General features: G+C 66.1%; 16 protein-coding genes. 10 read left to right on the top strand and 6 right to left on the bottom strand.

The features are described from left to right. Positions 1-148: 148 nt before the first annotated feature. Positions 149-2551, top strand: coding sequence for a TonB-dependent receptor plug domain-containing protein (locus tag AC5P88_RS12455; protein WP_495225172.1), 2403 nt, complete (start codon positions 149-151; stop codon positions 2549-2551). Continuing rightward, positions 2551-3852: an aminotransferase class V-fold PLP-dependent enzyme gene (locus AC5P88_RS12460; RefSeq protein WP_495225173.1), complete on the top strand. Its 1302-nt coding sequence runs from the start codon at positions 2551-2553 to the stop codon at positions 3850-3852. Before AC5P88_RS12455 ends, AC5P88_RS12460 begins: the two co-directional genes overlap by 1 nt. A gap of 176 nt (positions 3853-4028) precedes the next feature. On the opposite strand, the gene AC5P88_RS12465 is transcribed toward AC5P88_RS12460, so the two are convergent. From AC5P88_RS12465 to AC5P88_RS12480, 4 genes are read right to left on the bottom strand one after another with little or no spacing between them, the layout of a single operon-like run. Then, positions 4029-5543, bottom strand: a complete 1515-nt coding sequence (locus AC5P88_RS12465; protein ID WP_495225174.1) for an aminotransferase-like domain-containing protein — start codon at positions 5541-5543, stop codon at positions 4029-4031. 9 nt (positions 5544-5552) lie between these two features. After that, entirely contained in the window at positions 5553-6152 is a 600-nt protein-coding gene (locus AC5P88_RS12470) for a DUF6436 domain-containing protein (protein ID WP_106550617.1), read from the bottom strand. Continuing rightward, complete coding sequence (locus AC5P88_RS12475; RefSeq protein WP_005414763.1) at positions 6152-6430, bottom strand: hypothetical protein; 279 nt, start codon at positions 6428-6430, stop codon at positions 6152-6154. The genes AC5P88_RS12470 and AC5P88_RS12475 overlap by 1 nt, the downstream gene beginning before the upstream one ends. Before the next feature lie 55 nt (positions 6431-6485). Next, the gene (locus AC5P88_RS12480) at positions 6486-7901 is read right to left on the bottom strand and encodes an aminotransferase-like domain-containing protein (RefSeq protein WP_495225175.1); all 1416 of its coding nucleotides are present in this window, start codon (positions 7899-7901) and stop codon (positions 6486-6488) included. Positions 7902-8084: 183 nt separating this feature from the next. Between AC5P88_RS12480 and cyoA the strand changes: the two genes are divergently transcribed. The 5 genes from cyoA to AC5P88_RS12505 all read left to right on the top strand — a co-directional run bounded on the left by cyoA (position 8085) and on the right by AC5P88_RS12505 (position 12753). After that, positions 8085-8990, top strand: a complete 906-nt coding sequence (gene cyoA / locus AC5P88_RS12485) for a ubiquinol oxidase subunit II (RefSeq protein ID WP_010482114.1) — start codon at positions 8085-8087, stop codon at positions 8988-8990. A 5-nt stretch (positions 8991-8995) separates the two neighbouring features. Continuing rightward, on the top strand, positions 8996-10972 hold the full coding sequence (cyoB, locus tag AC5P88_RS12490; RefSeq protein ID WP_006474876.1) for a cytochrome o ubiquinol oxidase subunit I: 1977 nt from the start codon (positions 8996-8998) through the stop codon (positions 10970-10972). Further along, a complete protein-coding gene (cyoC, locus tag AC5P88_RS12495) occupies positions 10969-11604 on the top strand; it encodes a cytochrome o ubiquinol oxidase subunit III (RefSeq protein WP_106550615.1) in 636 nt (211 codons plus the stop codon). The genes cyoB and cyoC overlap by 4 nt, the downstream gene beginning before the upstream one ends. 1 nt (position 11605) lies before the next feature. Beyond that, entirely contained in the window at positions 11606-11938 is a 333-nt protein-coding gene (gene cyoD / locus AC5P88_RS12500; protein ID WP_005411473.1) for a cytochrome o ubiquinol oxidase subunit IV, read from the top strand. Positions 11939-12054: 116 nt separating this feature from the next. Then, complete coding sequence (locus AC5P88_RS12505; RefSeq protein WP_495225176.1) at positions 12055-12753, top strand: SCO family protein; 699 nt, start codon at positions 12055-12057, stop codon at positions 12751-12753. Positions 12754-12932: 179 nt separating this feature from the next. On the opposite strand, the gene AC5P88_RS12510 is transcribed toward AC5P88_RS12505, so the two are convergent. Continuing rightward, positions 12933-13526 (bottom strand): S8 family serine peptidase, encoded by a 594-nt coding sequence (locus AC5P88_RS12510; RefSeq protein WP_106550613.1) that lies wholly within the window; start codon positions 13524-13526, stop codon positions 12933-12935. Next, entirely contained in the window at positions 13526-15304 is a 1779-nt protein-coding gene (locus tag AC5P88_RS12515) for a S8 family serine peptidase (RefSeq protein ID WP_495225177.1), read from the bottom strand. Before AC5P88_RS12515 ends, AC5P88_RS12510 begins: the two co-directional genes overlap by 1 nt. A 310-nt stretch (positions 15305-15614) precedes the next feature. Between AC5P88_RS12515 and AC5P88_RS12520 the strand changes: the two genes are divergently transcribed. From AC5P88_RS12520 to AC5P88_RS12530, 3 genes are all read left to right on the top strand, one after another. Beyond that, a complete protein-coding gene (locus tag AC5P88_RS12520; RefSeq protein WP_106550610.1) occupies positions 15615-16055 on the top strand; it encodes a DUF2231 domain-containing protein in 441 nt (146 codons plus the stop codon). Further along, a complete protein-coding gene (locus AC5P88_RS12525; RefSeq protein ID WP_111113878.1) occupies positions 16048-17358 on the top strand; it encodes a PQQ-dependent sugar dehydrogenase in 1311 nt (436 codons plus the stop codon). The genes AC5P88_RS12520 and AC5P88_RS12525 overlap by 8 nt, the downstream gene beginning before the upstream one ends. A gap of 315 nt (positions 17359-17673) precedes the next feature. After that, positions 17674-17762: leucine zipper domain-containing protein (locus AC5P88_RS12530; protein ID WP_353075060.1), on the top strand; the 89-nt coding region annotated here is incomplete at its 3' end.

Consider the following 17762-nt stretch of genomic DNA (forward strand, 5'->3'; position numbering starts at 1 on the left):
TGCCTTTCGCACCGATGCGCGATCGCGCATCAAGCTGTCGCACTGACGTCATGCCTCCTTCACAGATCGCGCCGAGACTGCGCGCCTTGTCCAGACCTGTTGTGTCCACACAGGTGCTGGCCCTGTCGTGTCCTCCCGGAGCCCTGCCGTGCATCGTTCGAAGCTTTCGCGTTCCATCCTCCTTGCCCTTTCCATGGCCAGCGCAGGAGGCGCGATCGCAGCGGAGGCCGATGCGGTCGATGCCAGCAGTGGCAGCCGCGCCGTGCCCACCCAGCTCGATGCGATGCTGGTCACCGGCACCCGGGCCTCCAACCGCACCCAGTTCGAAACGCTGGCGCCGGTGGATGTGTTCACCAAGGAAGACATCAAGTCCGTTGAATCCACCGACCTGAAGGACGTGCTGGCGCAGCTGGTGCCGTCGTTCGTGGTGCAGCGCCTGCCGATGGCCGATGGCCAGGTGTTCGTGCGCCCGGCCACCCTGCGCGGGCTGTCGCCGGACCAGACCCTGGTGCTGGTCAACGGTCGCCGCTTCCACCGCAGTGCGCTGCTCGGCAACCGCGGCGCGCAGGCCGCCGACCTGGCACAGATTCCGACCAGTGCGATCAAGCGCATCGAAGTACTGCGCGATGGTGCCTCGGCGCAGTACGGCTCGGATGCCATCGCCGGTGTCATCAACATCATTCTCGAAGACGGCCCGGGTACCGAGATCACCGCCGGCTATTCGCAGTATGCGCAGGGCGATGGTGCGTCGCGCGACTTCAGTGCGCGCACCGGCTGGTTGCTGGGTGACTACGGCAGCCTGGTGCTGTTCGCCGAATCGTCCAATTCCGATGCCACCTCGCGCACCCGCCAGCGCCCGGATGCCATCGCGTTCCAGGCCGCGCATCCCGAGCTGGAGGTACCCAACCCGGTGCAGCGCTGGGGCCAGCCGGAACTGGAAAGCCGCCGCGTCGGCTTCAACGTGAAGGCCAACGCCAGCGACACACTGGAGCTGTATGCGTTCGGCCTGTACAGCCACAGCGACGGTGTCAGCGATTTCAACTGGCGAAACCCGGATACCACCACCGGTGCCTATCGCACCACCACCATTTTCCCCGGCTGGAACCTGCGTTCGCTGTACCCGGTGGGCTTCAGCCCGCAGTACGGCAACGTCCAGAGCGATCTGCAGCTGGTCGGCGGCCTGCGCGGTGAGATCACACCGAAGCTGCGCTGGGATGTCAGTGCTTCGTATGGCCGCAACGCGATCGACTACAGCCTGAAGAACTCGATCAACGCCTCGCTGGGCCCGGCCAGCCCCACCGCGTTCGATCTCGGCCGCCTGACCCAGACCGAGAAGAACGCCAACGCCGACTTCAACTACGAATGGGACATGGCCGCGCTGTCCAAGCCGATCAACGTTGCCTTTGGTGGCGAGTTCCGCCAGGAAACCTACCAGGTGCGCGCCGGTGACCCCGCCTCGTACGCGGTGGGCCCGGGCGCGGCCGCGGGCCTGGAGGCCAATTCCAATGGCGCGCCGGGCTTCTCGGCCAGCCAGGCCGGGCAGTGGAGCCAGCGCAGCAAGGCCGCCTACGTGGACATGGAAGTGCCGCTGGGCGAGCGCTGGAGCATCGGCGCGGCCAGCCGGTACGAGGACTTCTCCAGCTTCGGCAGCACGCTGGATGGCAAGCTGTCGGCGCGCTTTGCGATCACCCCGGACGTAGCCCTGCGCGGCACCGTGTCGACCGGCTTCCGCGCACCGACGCCGGCGCAGCTCAACACCACCAGCACCAGCCAGGGCCTGGACACGCGCACGCTGCAGATCTTCACCAGTGGCCGCCTGTCGCCGAACGATCCGCTGGCGCAGCTGCTTGGGGCCAAGCCGTTGAAGCCCGAAGAATCGCGAACCGCCTCGCTGGGCCTGACCTGGCGCACCGACCTCGGCCTGTCCGGCTCGGTGGACGTCTACCAGATCAAGCTCACCGATCGCTTCAGCCAGTCGGCCAGCTTCGCCATTCCGGCCGGTACGCCCAATCCACTGGGCTACACCTCGGTGAACTACTTCACCAACGACTTCGATACCACCACCACCGGCGTGGACGTGGTCGGCAACTACCTGCGGGATCTCGGCGCCGGCCGCATGACGCTGACCCTGGCCTACAACTACAACCGCACCCGCGTGGACAACGGCAGCACATCGGTGGCCACCAACGAAACCCAGCGCGTGCTGTTTGAGGACCGCCTGCCCGAGCACAAGGGCAGCCTCACCGGCAGTTGGGACATCGGCGCCTGGTCGCTGATGGCGCGCATGCGCTACTACGGCGCCTGGACCGATTCCAGCGGCAATGCGGTGGGCGACATCTACCAGCGCTTCGGTGCGATGAGCTTCCTCGACCTGGCCGTGGGCTATCGCATCAACGAGCACCACAGCCTGCGCGTGGGCGCCGACAATGTGCTCGATCGCTACCCGGATGAGGCCACGTTCCAGGCCAGCCGTGGCCTGGTCTACTCGCGCAACGCGCCGTACGACACCGACGGTGCCAACCTGTACGCGCAGTACCGGCTGACCTTCTGATGGACGCTCGTCGTCGTTCCCTGCTGCGCGCCGGTGCATTGCTGCCGGCCGCAGCGGCGCTGCCTTCACTGCCGGCCAGCGCCGCTGCGCGTTACGCTTCGCCGATGGAGATTCCCGCGACGACCGTGGCGCCGGAAGTACTGGCCCGCGATGAAAACCATTGGGCCGCCGTGGCCAGCCACTTCGACATCACCGACGAAGTGAACCATCTGGAGAACGGCTACTGGGGCGCGATGGGGCACGAGACGCTGGCCAGCTATCAGCGCCATACCGCCGAGGTGAACCGTGGCAATGCCTGGTATGGGCGCCGCGCGTTTCCGGCGCAGTACATGGCGGTACAGCGGCAGGTGGCCGAGCTGCTGGGTGTGGGTGCTGATGAGATCGCACTGACGCGGGGGGCCACCGAGGCGATGCTGGCGTTGATTGGCGGCTACAACCGCCTGCAGCCCGGCGACCAGGTGCTGTATGCCGATATCGACTACGACAGCATGATCGGCGCGATGCGCTGGCTGCAGCAGCGTCGTGGCGTACAGGTCGAGCACATCGCGCTGCCGCCGGTGCCCGACCACGCGCAGATCGTGCAGGCCTACGAGACCGCATTCGCGCGGTTGCCACGGTTGAAGCTGGTGCTGCTGACCCAGGTCAGCCATCGGCACGGGCTGGTGCTGCCGGTGGCCGAGATTGCCGAACGTGCACGTGCGCGCGGTATCGATGTGATCGTCGATGCCGCGCACGGGTTCGGCCAGATCGACTATGCGGTGCCGCAGCTGAAGTCTGATTTCGTCGGCATCAACCTGCACAAGTGGATCGGCGCGCCGGTCGGTGTCGGCGCGATGTACGTGCGCAAGGGACGCGTGACGGACCTGGATCCGTACATGGGCGAGACCGACGATGGCCGTGTCGGCAGCCGCGTGCACACCGGCACGGTCAACTTCGCGGCTTACCTGGCGCTGCCGGAAGCGATCGCATTACACCAGCGTATCGGCGTGACCAACAAGCAGGCGCGCCTGCGCTTTCTTCGCGAGCGCTGGACGGTGCCTGCGCGGCAGATGGCGCATATCGAAGTACTGTCTTCGCCGGACCCGGCGCTGGCCAGTGCATTGGCCAGTTTCCGCCTGCGCGGCCACACCTCGGTGGAACAGAACCAGGCACTGCAGAAGCGCCTGTTGGATGAACATCGGATTTTCACCACGTATCGCGATGGCCTGGAATCGGGGGCCTGTGTACGGGTGACGCCGTCGGTGTTCACCCGGCCGGAGCAGATGGACGCGTTGGTGCGGGCCCTCTCTGCCCTGGCTTGACCCTGCGGTGGTAGGTGCCAACCTTGGTTGGCACATTCCGACCGTGCCGGGGAATCTTCCGCCGGGCATGGCCCGGCGCTACCGATCCTCCTCCAGCCTGGTGGGTGCCGACCGTTGGTCGGCACATCCTGTCCACGCATGGCGTGGATCTACGATTCGCCAGGCATGGCCCGGCGCTACCGATCAATCGCCGGCAACGCATCCGACAACAGCAGCCGGTCGATCCGACGCAACGCGCTTTCCAGCTGCCTGCGGTCCGCTGCCAGCCCCAGCGACAGCCGCACGCCATTCGGGTGCGACACGCCTGGCGGGCAGAATGCCGATGACGGTGCGATCGCCAGCCCCTGCAGCTGGGCGATACGCACCAGGGTCGCATCGGTCCACGGCGCCGGTATCCGGCACCAGGCATGCAGGCCCTCGGCACGCTGCAGCAGCGACGGCGCCAGCAGGTACCGCGCCATCCGCATGCGCTCACGTGCCTCGCTGCGTACCTGCGCCAGCAGCGACTGTGCCGAGCCATCCAGCAGCAGCTGGCTGGCCAGCGCCGACACCAGCGGATGGCCCATCAACCGCGTTGCCCGCAGTGCGGCTGTCATCGCCTCGGCGTGTGCGGCGCCTGGGCAGTGCACGAAGGCAGTACGCAGGCCGGGGCTGATCACCTTCGACAGCGTTGCCACGTAGAACACATGGCGTGGCGCCAGTGTCGCCAGCGGTGTTGGCGCGTCCTCGGCAAGGTGCCAGTACGGATCATCCTCGATCGCCAGCAATCCTTCGCGTTCCAGCACCCGCGCCAGTGCCTTGCGCCGCTGCAGCGGCAGGGTCAGCGCGGTCGGGTTCTGGCAGGTGGGGTTGAGATAGACCAGCCGCGCGCCGCTGTCACGCGCCTGCCTTGCCAGCGCTTCAGGGCACATGCCGTGTTCGTCGCTGTCCACCGGCAGCAGCCGACGTCCCAGCGCCGCTGCGGCCTGCAGCAGCCCCGGATAGACCAGCGCATCGCACAGGATCGTATCGCCATCGCGGCCCTGGCTGACCAGGATCGCGGCCAGCGCCACCTGCGCGCCTTCGGTCAGCAGCAGGCAGTCGTCATCCACGGCGCCGAGCATCGGCTGCAGCCAGCGTGCCGCGGCATGGCGATCAGTGGGGTTGCCGCCACCCAGGTGATAGGTCATCAGGTTCGGTGCGTTGCTGCGTGCAAGCACGGCGGCGGCACCACGGCGCAGCGTCTCCGCCAGCGCGTCGGCATCAGGCACCGGCGGCACGTTCATGCTCAGGTCCACCACCTGGTCGAAGCCGGCCTTGGGCGGTGCGATGAAACTGCCCTGCGGTCCGCGCGCTTCGATCAGGCCACGCTTGCGTGCTTCATCGAAGGCGCGGGTGACCGTGGTCAGGTCAATGCCCAGTTGCTGCGCCAACGCACGCTGCGAGGGCAGGCGCTGGCCGGGGGCGAGGCCACCGCGACGCACCGTGCGTTCCAGTGAGTTGACGATGCGCAGGTAGATCGGCCCGCTGTGCGCGAGCACGTCCTGCACCCACTCGTGCGCTGCGACATCCGGTCGCGGCATGTACGGAGCATGTCGGGGCGTATCGTTGCTTCCAACGGCGGGAGCCTGTCCATAACCATCGGTCGGTTCGGACAGGTGACCGCCGTTGTTGTTTGCGGCGGTCGCGCCACTCAGAGCCAGTGATGTCATTGCGCGTCCTCAGCGCTTGGCCTGCCACGGGCAGTAGCAGCCCACGGCAAGCAGTCCTTTGGGGCGCACGGTTTCACCGCGCACCAGTCTGTCCAGCAGCGGTTCGACGAAGCTGTTGGCCGAGTTGCAGACCATGCCGATGCTGTACGGCCCGGCGTAGGCCAGATGGCCCTGCCGGTCCCAGATCGCCACCGCAGGGCTGGCCGGGATGTGCTCGATGCCATCGATGGTCGGCAGGTTGATCACCTTGTTGCGCAGCGGCTCGGGCAGTTCGCCCTGCGTGCCAGGGCGGCGGATCGCGTAGAAGTCGATGCCGGCGCGGCGGTACATGCTGATCAGGTAGCTCAGGTGTGCACCGGTCTCCCGGTTGCAGACCGCACATGCCGGGTCCCAGAAATGCACCACGCGGATGCGGCCGGTATCACCGGCCAGATCGGCTGGCAGGCGCAGTTGCGAGTCGTCGAAGACGATGGCCTGTTCGGTGAATGTGGATTGCGCGCTGTAGCCGAAGTACTGCCACAGTGCAGCCGCCACGCCTGCCATGAACAGGCAGGCGAGGGCGATCATCGTCGGCAGCAGCAAGCGGCGGCGCGGCGCTGCTGCGCCCATCAGGAGTCTTCCCGGCCGAACTTGTGCACGTACTGCTTGCGCATCTCGCGGCAGGAATCGGCCTGCGCGCGGCGCTGGATCTCGCTACGCGACGGATCCTCGCTGCGCTGCACGCACTGCTCGATGGCGTGGCGCTCGGCGGCCTGCACGTCCACGGTCTGCGGCTGCAGGCAGACCCAGGCCAGCGCGGCCAGCATCAGCACGACAAAGCCGCCGCAACCGGCCATCACCAGGTGGAACTTCAGTTTCTCGGCGCGCATCGATGCACGTCCCTTCATCCATACATTGCATACAAAATATCACTTTGTATGGATGTCGTGCCACGTGGATGACTCAGACAATGGCGCTGTGCCGGGCCTCGGGCGCTTCAGACAGGATCTCATTCAGCTTCGCCAGCGCCCCGGCCAGCGCGCCCTGGTCGACCGCGCCGCCCAGCGACAGGCGGATCGCGTTGCCCGGTGGCGGCTCCTCCACGCTGAAGGCGTCGGAGCTGGCGATGCCCAGCCCCTGTTCCTGGGCGGCCTGGATCAGCCGGTACTGGTCCAGCCGTGGCGGCAACGGCAGCCACACGTGCAGGCCGGCCGGATGGGCCTGGGCGCGGGCGGGCAGATACCGGGCGGCAATGGCCTGGCGCTCGCGCAGCTCCTGCTGGAAGCGCTGCACCATGTCCTGGGCCTGGCCACTGCGGATCCACTGCGAAGCCACCGCCACCATCGACTGGGTCGGCATCAGGGCGATCGCGCGCAGGGCGTCCAGCACCGGTTCCATCGGTTCGCCGGCCGGCACCACCAGGTAGGCGGTGCGCAGGCCGGGCGCCAGGCACTTGGACAGGGTGGAGATGTAGTAGACAGGGCAGCCGGCGTCGCGATGCGCGGCCAGCGGCGGCGCGGCGTCCCCGGCCAGCAACCAGTAGGGATCGTCTTCGATCACGCTCAGATCGTGGCGCTTGGCGACATCCAGCAGGGCCTGCCGGCGCTGCGCCGACATCGTTGCCGTGGTGGGGTTCTGGATGGTCGGCACCAGGTACAGCAGGCGCGGGCGGCGCAGCTGGCAGGCTTCTTCCAGCGCCTCGGGCAGCATGCCTTCAGCGTCCATCGCCACCGGCACCACGCCCCGCTGCAGCACGCGCGCGGCGGCCAGCAGGCCCGGGTAGGTCAGCTGTTCGGCGGCGATCAGCTCGCCCGGCTGGGTGCGGGCCAGGATCAATGCGCACAGCGCGGTCTGCGCACCGGGACAGATCACTACCTGGTCAGCGCCGACCGTACCCAGCATCGGTGCCAGCCACTGTACGGCGGCGGCGCGGTCCTCGCGGGTGCCGGCGCCGACGTGGTAGCTCATCAGTTCGCCCTGGCCCAGCTGCTGGCCCACGTGCTGGAAGCCGGCCTCCATGCCCTGTGCGAACGGCGCGCTGCCCAGCAGCGGCGGGATGTTCATGCTCAGGTCGACCGAGGTGCTGCGGTTGCCGGCCGACAGCGCGATGAAGGTGCCGCCCGCGCCCTGCGCGTCGAGCAGGCCGGCCTGGCGCAGTTCGGCAAAGGCGCGGGTGACCGTGGTCAGGTCCACGCCCACCTGCTGGGCCAGGTCGCGCTGCGGCGGCAGGCGGTCGCCCGGGCGCAGCACGCCGTCATCCACTGCCTCGCGCACCTGCTGGGCAATCTGCAGGTACAGCGGGCCGGCGCCCTCGCGGAAGGGGCGGACCCAGGTGCGATTGGGGTGTTTCAGGCGGCGGCCGGCGGCAGGTGGCGTCATCGGTCAGATTTTTCCATACGTGCAGATGCACAAGTCCATACAATGATGTATCTTGTATGGGCTTGATTGGAGTGGTTCGCCTGCTTGTAGGCGACCTCGTACCCACAGTGTAGCCGCTCCACGCCCGGGCGCTGCGCGCAGGCGAGCCGGTCAAGCGCGCTTCTTCAACAGGGTTGACCTCCAATGAATATCTGCTGGAACCGCATCCGCCTGGCGCTGGTCGCCCTGGCCTGCGTCGGCCTGTCGGGCTGTGACTGGGTGCTGCTGGATTCGAAGGGCATGGTCGGGCTCGCCCAGCGCGACCTGATCCTGATCTGCATCGGCCTGATGCTGATCGTGGTGATACCGGCCATCGTGCTGACCTTCGTGTTCGCGTGGCGCTACCGCGCCGGCAACACCAAAGCGAAATACACGCCGGACTGGTCGCACTCCACCAAGGTGGAGATCGTGGTCTGGGGCGTGCCGCTGATCATCATCGCGGTGCTGGCGGTGATCGTGTGGAAGTCGACCCACGAGCTGGACCCCTACAAGCCGCTGGACGTGGCTGGCGAACCGCTGCACGTGGACGTGATCGCCACCGACTGGAAGTGGGTGTTCGTGTACCCGGACCTGGGCATCGCCACGGTCAACCAGCTCAACTTCCCGGCCAACCGCCCGCTGGCATTCAACATCACCTCCAACTCGACGATGAATACCTTCTTCATCCCGCAGCTGGGTGGGCAGATCTACGCGATGGCCGGCATGCGCACGCAGCTGCACCTGATCGCCAACGAACCCGGCCAGTTCCGTGGCATGTCCGGCAACTACAGCGGGCATGGCTTCTCGAACATGAAGTTCATCGCCACCGCCAGCAGCAACGAAGACTTCGAGCGCTGGGTGGCCGAAGTGCGCAGCGCGCCCGACGCGCTCAGCTTCACGCAGTTCAAGGCGCTGGCCGCGCCGTCGAAGAACGCACCGGTGCAGCACTTCTCCAGTGTTGAACCGCTGCTGTTCAAGAAGGTCATCGACCAGTTCATCGGCGTCGGTGAGAACACCGCTGCTGCTACCCCGGCGGGCGCTGCCGGTGGTGCCCAGGTTTCCCAGGAGTAACGAACATGTTGGGTAAATTGACGTGGGAGGCCGTGCCGCTGCACGAGCCGATCGTCGTGGTCACATTGGCGGCCATGGTGCTGGGTGGCCTCGCGCTGCTTGGCGCAGTGACGTACTTCAAGCTGTGGGGCCCGCTGTGGCGCGACTGGTTCACCACCGTGGACCACAAGAAGATCGGCATCATGTACGTGGTGGTGGCGCTGGTCATGCTGGTGCGCGGCTTCGCCGACGCGCTGATGATGCGCGCACAGCTGGCCGCGGCCGGGCCAGGTAGTGACGGCTTCCTGCCGCCCGAGCACTACGACCAGATCTTCACCGCGCACGGCGTGATCATGATCTTCTTCGTAGCCACCCCGTTCGTGGTCGGCCTGATGAACATCATCGTGCCGCTGCAGATTGGTGCGCGCGACATGGCGTTCCCGTTCCTCAACGCCTTCAGCTTCTGGATCTTCGTGGTCGGCGCAGCGCTGATGATGATCTCGCTGGGCGTTGGCGAATTCGCCATGACCGGCTGGGTGGCCTATCCGCCGCTGTCCGGCATCGAGTTCAGTCCAGGCGTCGGCGTGGACTACTACATATGGGCGTTGCAGGCTTCGGGCATCGGCACCTTGCTGACCGGCGTCAACCTGTTCATCACCATCCTGCGCATGCGTGCGCCGGGCATGACCCTGATGAAGATGCCGGTGTTCACCTGGACCGTGCTGGTCACCAGCGTGATCATCATCGCCGCCTTCCCGATCCTGACCGTGGCGCTGGGCGCGCTCACCCTGGATCGCTACCTGGACTTCAACTTCTACACCAACACATTGGGTGGCAACCCGATGATGTACGTGAACCTGGTGTGGGCCTGGGGCCATCCGGAGGTGTACATCCTGGTGCTGCCGGCGTTCGGCATCTTCTCCGAAGTGACCGCCACGTTCGCGCGCAAGAAGCTGTTCGGCTACAAGTCGATGGTCGGCGCCACGCTGGCGATCGGCATCCTGTCGTTCATCGTCTGGCTGCACCACTTCTTCACCATGGGCTCCGGTGCCAGCGTCAATGCCTTCTTCGGCATCATGACGATGATCATCGCCATCCCCACCGGCGTGAAGATCTTCACCTGGCTGTTCACCATGTACGGCGGCCGTGTCGAGTTCAGCGTACCGATGCTGTGGACCATCGCCTTCCTGGTCACCTTCACCATCGGTGGCATGACCGGCGTGCTGCTGGCCATCCCGGGCGCGGACTTCCTGCTGCACAACAGCCTGTTCCTGGTCGCGCACTTCCATAACACCATCATCGGCGGCGCGCTGTTCGGCTACCTGGCCGGCTTCGCCTACTGGTTCCCGAAGGTGTTCGGCTTCACTCTCAACGAGCGCCTGGGCAAGTGGTCGTTCGCGTGCTGGGTGATCGGCTTCTACCTGGCCTTCATGCCGCTGTACATGCTGGGCTTCATGGGCATGACCCGCCGCATGAACCAGTACGACAACCCGGCATGGACGCCGTACCTGATCGCCGCCTTCATCGGTGCGCTGTTCGTGTTCGCGGGCATCATCCTGATGCTGGTGCAGATCTACGTGAGCGTGCGCGACCGCAAGCGCAACCTGGACCTGACCGGCGACCCGTGGAACGCACGCACGCTGGAATGGGCCACGCCGTCGCCGCCGCCGTTCTACAACTTCGCCGTGGTGCCCAAGGCCGATGAGCTGGACGCCTTCCACGAAGCGAAGAAGCGTGGCCTGCCGCCGCCGCCGAAGAAGTACGCGCCGATCCACATGCCGAAGAACACCGGCGTGCCGCTGATCCTCAACATCTGGATCCTGGTGCTGTGCTTCGCCCTGGTCTGGCACATCTGGTGGATGGCTGCGGCCAGCTTCATCGCGATGATCGTGACCCTGATCGTGCGGTCCTACGACGAGGACGTGGACTACTACGTCAGTTCCGAAGAGGTGGCGCGCACTGAAGCGGCCAACCTGGCCAAGCTGAAGGAGGTACGCGCATGAACCTGTTGACCCGCCCGGAGCTGGCCAGCGATACGCAGGCGCACGAGGACCACCACGAACACGACCACAGCCACGAGCAGGGCGGCATGAAGGTGTTCGGCATGTGGGTCTACCTCATGTCCGACCTGGTGCTGTTCGGTTCGCTGTTCGCCTCGTATGCGGTGCTCAGCACCGCATACGCCGGCGGCCCCACCGGCAAGGACCTGTTCTCGCTGCCGTTCGTGATGGCCGAGACCTTCCTGCTGCTGGTCTCCAGCATCACCTACGGCCAGGCCGTGCTGGCGATGCATCGCCACGATGCATCGGCGGTGCTGCGCTGGCTGGGCGTGACCTTCGTGCTCGGCGCTTCGTTCATCGGCATGGAGATCTATGAGTTCTCGCACCTGATCCACGAAGGTGCCGGCCCGAGCACCAGTGCCTACCTGTCGGCGTTCTTCGCGCTGGTCGCCACCCACGGCCTGCACGTGGCCAGTGGCCTGATCTGGATGGCGGTGGTCATGCACCAGGTCTACAGCCGCGGCCTGACCCCGACCAACATCACCCGCGTGTCGTGCCTGAGCCTGTTCTGGCACTTCCTGGACCTGGTGTGGATCTGCGTCTTCACCTTCGTCTACCTGATCGGAGCCTTCTGACATGGCCCACGTCGAAACCTCGCGCGCCGGCAATGCGCACGGCTCCACCAAGTCCTACCTGATCGGCTTCGTGCTGTGCGCGCTGCTGACCGTGGTGCCCTTCGCGCTGGTGATGAACCCGGTGCTGTCGCGGCCGCTCACGCTGTTCCTGCTGGTCGGCTTCGCGGTGGCGCAGATCCTGGTGCAGCTGGTCTATTTCCTGCACATGGACCGCAAGTCCGAAGGTGGCTGGAACCTGGCCAGCTTCGTGTTCACCCTGGTGATCCTGTTCATCATCGTCGCGCTGTCGGTGTGGATCATCTGGAGCATGCACTACCACATGATGATCAACTGACCGTGGCCGGGGTGATCGGCATGGAACGCACGATCACCCCGGTACCTCAGCCCTCTTTTCCCCCAAGGGCAGGCCTGACCGAGACCCCGCCCGCGCCTGCGTTGGTGGTACCCGTGATGCGTCTTGCCGTTGTTGCCCGTTCGTTGCTCTCTCCCCGTTTCCGCCTGCCGCTGCTGGCCGGCCTGGCTGTGGGCCTGCTGGCCGGCTGCAGTGCGCAGTCGCGCATGGACTTCTATTCCAAGGACATCGCCTGCGAAGAGCTCGGCCAGCACTGGTCGATGCCCGACAGCCACGGCACCGTGCGTGGCCCGAAGGACCTGCAGGGGCAGGTGACCTACCTGTTCTTCGGCTTCACCAGCTGCCCGGATGTGTGCCCGACCACCATGGTCGAGCTGAGCCAGGTGAAGCACCTGATGGGCAAGGATGCCGACCAGCTGCAGGTGGTGTTCGTCAGCGTCGACCCGGCGCGCGACACGCCGGAGGTGGCGCGCACCTATGTGGAAGCCTTCGACCCCAAGGCGATCGCCCTGGTCGGCAACGAAGCACAGCTGGCCACGATGGCCAGTGACTTCAAGGCGTTCTACGAGAAAGAGCCCGGCCAGGTACCGGATACCTACACCATGAGCCACATCGCCGGTGGTTACGTGTTCGATCGCCAGGGCCGCCTGCGCCTGTTCGCGCCCTACGGCATGCCGGTGGACAAGCTGTTCTCCGACGTACAGCGCCTGCTGCTGGAGCCGGCACATCCGGCGGCAGGCAATGACGCGCTGGCCAGCTGCAGCCTCAAGCACAGCGACACACTCGCCGTCCGCTGACGCTGGTGTGTGCCGACCACTGCTCCTGGTGGGTTGGCACGTCCGGATCTGCTGTTGGTAGGTGTCGACCCTGGTCGACACGCGATGCGTGAATCCGGTGGGTGCCGGCCGTTGGTCGGCACATCCATCAATCCCCGGCCGGCCAGGAGAGCCAGCCGGCCGGGGCACCACTCAACGCCTTACTTGGTTTCTTCCCACTGCACCACGTCCGGCTCGGCCGCCTTGATGCCGGCGGTCGACAGTAGCTTGGTGGTGGCATCCAGCGCCGCGTTCACCGACGGGTACTCGACGATCGCGCGGCCGGCAGCCTTGGACACCTTCACAACGGTGCCGCCGGTAGCGGTGGCTGCACGCTGGGCCGAGGCCGCATCGGTGAAGAACACCTTGACCCGCGAGGTCGCCACTACCGGTGCGCCATCGTTGGAGACAGCGGCCGCAAACTTGCTGGCACCAGCATCCGCACGTGCGGCCACGCCAGTAGATGCATCCGTGGACCGCTTGCTGCGGGTGCCGACGGCCGCCGCGCTGGAATCAGCACCGGTCGTGATCCTGAACTGGCCGCCACTGGCCTGCTGCACGTTGGCCGACGGTGCCAGCTGGAAGCGGGAGCCGCCCACATTGAACGAACGGCCAGTGGCCTCCGCCTTCAACTGCTGCGCGTCTACCGTCGACAAGGTCTTCGCCGGTGGTGTCTGGCCCGAGCTCTGGGCCCAGGCGGTGGTGGTCATCGCCGCGAGGGCGAGGGTGCTCAACAGAATGGTTGTCTTCATCATCAGTGCCCCAGAACGCGGATCTTGAAGAATTCGAGGTTGCCACGCGATGCAGCGTTCGCGGCCTGCCCCAGGTCGGTGACTTCCAGCGTCCAGGTGCCCGTGGCGTTCTCATCCAGGAAGGCATTGCTGGACAACAGGTCCCAGTTGGTGAAATTGCGCTGCACCCCACCGGTGCCCGAACCGATCCCGGTGAACGCCGGCTGCACCACGCTGCGCGTGCCACTGGGCGAGATCAGCACGAACTGCAGCTGGCGGGTGTTTCTGTGGTTCACCCGGAAGCCCAGCTGCACGCTCTCGATGTTGCGCGCACCATTGGCGACCTGGAAAGTCAGCCGCGCCGCAGCGGCCGAGGTATTGCCGATGGCCACGGTGCGCGTTGTGGTGCGCCAGCCGCTGTCGACCAGTGCACCCAGCGACTGGAAGTTCTCCGCGACCTGCACTGCACGCGCAGCGTTGACCACACCGAAGCCGTACCAGTTGCTGTAGGCGCGGCCGGCGGCATTCACTGTCCAGCCCGGCACCAGCACGCGTCCATCGGCCAGTGTCACGGCGGCGCGATTCGGATCGTTGCGGGTGGCGGTGGTGGCCAGGATGTACTTCACATCGCGGTAGGAAAGGTTCGGGTTGGTCTCAAGCACCAATGCCGCCACGCCCGAGACCATCGGCGTCGCCGCCGAGGTACCGTTCATCTTTCCGGTGTAGTTGCAGGTGCTGTCGATTGCCGACTGGTCGCCATCCAATGTGTTGCGCAGGCTCGCGTTCTTGTTGCTGCCCTGCGCGCAGCCGGTGACATCGGTGGTGAGGATGGCTGGGTCGTAACGGATCGCCAGCTGTCCCGGCACGATCTGCCGCTGCCAGCCGTTCTCGCCGCCGAAGGCGGAAACCCACAGCGCCGAACCGGTGGACGAGTAGGACGAGCGCACGCCATCGGCGCGCACCGCACCCACGGTGATCACGTTGAACAGGTTGTTGCGTGGATCGCGGCCGGCCGGAACGCAACCGGTGTTGCGGTTCTTGGTGTCATTCGTGCAGGTTTCGTAGCCGTTGCCGAGGTTATCTTGCCAGTACCCGTTGTCGTGGTTGTTGCCAGCGGCTTTCACGTAGATGCCACCGCGCCCGCCACGGGTGCCGGACATGGCCTGCTCATAGGCAGTGATGTCGTTCTGGCTGTAGGCCAGGGGCAGGCTCGGGTTGCCCGGGCTGGAGCCCCAGCTGTTGTTGAAGACCTGCACGTCGGCGACCTCGGCGCCATCCCACCACGAGTACTCGATGTTGGAATTCGAATTGCCCTGGGCATTGGACGCCAGGAAGTTGAAGCCCTTGAGCGTGGCGGCCGAGGCTACGCCGCGCACGCCCAGGTTGTTGGCGCCCACCGCACCGGCGATGCCGCCGACCATGGTGCCGTGATTGTCGCGGTCGGGATTGGACGGTGAGGGGTTGTTGCTCTGGTTGGCGAAGTTCTTGCCCGCGACTGCCGCGACGTTGGCGGCCAGGTCCGGGTGGGCAATCTGCAGGCCGTCATCGACGATGGCGATGGTGACGCCCTGGCCACGGATGCCATTGCGGAACAGGCCATCCACGTTCAGATCGTTGCCGGCCACCGGCAGGGTATCGCCCAGTACGGCCTGCCCGGTGTTGAGCAGATGCCACTGGCGTCCGGCCAGCGGATCGGCCTGCTGGGCCTGGGCGGTGACGGCCAGGCTGCCCAGTACAAGGGCAGTGGCCAGGGCCAGGCGCGCGGAGCGCGGTGGCGCGGAGCGTTGCGTGTGTCGCTTCATACACGAATCCTTCTGTTGTGAATCGGCATGGCAGGACGGCGGGGCGGATCTGCCCCATCGCAACGAGCCAAACGCGACACAACGAACAACCCCCTACCTCTTCACACAAGCAATCTGCAGATGTGCGAGATGCGTCACAAACGCTTATGCCGTGGGGTAATCACGACAGCGGTGGCCTGCATCTGGTGGATGCCGATCTCGGGTTGGCGCGCGTATCCACGCGTGGCGTGGATCTACCCGGTGTCATCGCGCGACTTCACATGCGGCTGTGCTACTACAGCCCATGCACCCTTCCGCACGGAGCACGACGATGGTCAATCCGCTCGCCCAGGCCCACCGCGGCCTTGGCACCACGCTGTTCAGCCTGTTGAACCCGATACCCTTCGGCTTCTTCGTCGGTGCATTGATCTTCGATGCGATCTACCTCAACAGTGCCGAGGTGATGTGGGGCAAGGCTGCTGCCTGGCTGATCACCTTCGGCCTGCTGATCGCCGTCCTGCCGCGCCTGATCAACCTGTTCGCGGTCTGGCGCCGCAATGGCACCGCCACCCGCATCGACCGCATCGACTTCTTCCTCAACCTGGTCGCGGTGCTGCTGGCCATCTGGAACGCCTTCGTGCACAGCCGCGATGCGTATGCCGTTGCAGTGCCAGGCACGATCCTGTCGGCGCTGACCGTGGGCCTGATCGCCCTGGGCCTGATCCTGCTGTCACTGCAGCCGCCGGTGCTGCAGGGAGGTCGTCATGGCTAAGCACATCCTGCCCACCATGGGCGCGCTGGCACTGGTCGTCACCCTGTCGGCCTGCGCGGGCAAGGCCGAATACCACCCCGCCGATCAGTCCGGTGCGAAGCCACCGCTGCCGGCACCGAAGAACTTCCTGATGCCGCCGATGCAGGTGCCGCGCGGCGTGGGCTGGGCCGACGGACAGTCACCCACGGTGGCCGAGGGCCTGAAAATCGAGCGCATCGCCGCCAACCTGCTGCATCCGCGGCGCCTGCTGACCCTGCCCAACGGCGATGTGCTGGTGGTGGAAGGCAATGGCCCTGGCGAAGAGCCGGTCACTACGCCCAAGCAGTGGATCGCCGGCAAGGTTAAGGCGCGTTCGGGCAAGGCCGGCAAGGGCGGCAACCGGGTCACCCTGCTGCGCCGCACGCCGGGAACGAACACCTGGACCCAGCACGTCTACATCGAGGGTCTGCATTCGCCGTTCGGCATCCAGTTGATCGGTGACACGTTGTACGTGGCCAACACCGGCAACATCCTGCAGTACCACTACGTGCCCGGCGAAACCCGCATGTCCGACAAGGGCCGCGAGTTCACCGACCTGCCCAGCACCATCAACCACCACTGGACCAAGGAACTGCTGGCCAGCCGCGATGGCACCAAGCTGTACGTGGGGGTGGGTTCCAACAGCAACATCACCGAGAACGGCCTGGCGGTCGAGTACCGCCGCGCGGTGGTGCTGGAAGTGGACGTGGCCACGCGTGGCAGCCGCATCTACGCGTCGGGCATCCGCAATCCCACCGGCCTGGACTGGGAGCCGAGCACCGGCAAGCTGTGGGCGGTGGCGAACGAGCGCGACGAGATCGGTGCCGATCTGGTGCCGGACTACCTGACCTCGGTGAAGGAAGATGGCTTCTATGGCTGGCCCTACAGTTACTACGGCCAGCACGTGGACGAGCGCGTGCAGCCGCAGCGGCCCGATCTGGTGGCCAAGGCGATCGTGCCGGACTACGCCATCGGCTCGCACGTGGCACCGCTGGGGCTGCTGTTCTACACCGGCCAGGCGCTGCCTCCGCAGTACCACGGCGGTGCCTTCATCGGCGAACACGGCAGCTGGGATCGTTCGCCGCTGAGCGGCTATGAAGTGGTCTACGTAGCGTTCAAGGACGGCAAGCCGACCGGACGGCCGCAGACCGTGGTCAGCGGCTTCGCCTCGAAGGACGAGAAGACCCTGATGGGCGCACCGGTGGGCATGGCGATGGACGCCGAAGGTGCACTGCTGGTGGCCGACGACGTGGGCGACGTGGTGTGGCGGGTATCGGCGAAGTAGCTGTCTAGCGTCGAGCCGTGACCGAAGGACAACCGGTAGAGTCGACTGTCAGTCGACTCGCGCGCGCAGCGCGTGTTTCCGGGTGGGCAGCGGAGAGCAGTCGACTCGCGCGCGCAGCGCGTGCTTCCGGTGGGCGGCGAAGAGCCGCAGGACAACCGGTAGAGTCGACTGTCAGTCGACTCACGCGCGCAGCGCGTGCTTCCCGGTGAGCAGCGGAGAGCAGTCGACTAACTGTGATCTCTCGGTAGGTTGTTCATCCGGGGCATCTTTGGAAAATGGTGGTTACCACACCTGTCCAGCCCCCAAAGAGCCCGGATGAACCACCATAAAAATGCCCGTTTGACGCCGTTTAGTCGAGAACTTCTTGTCCGCCGCATCACTGAGCAAGGCCTTCGGCCAGAAGA

Source organism: Stenotrophomonas sp. YJH_SMC_8 (genome assembly GCF_059371315.1).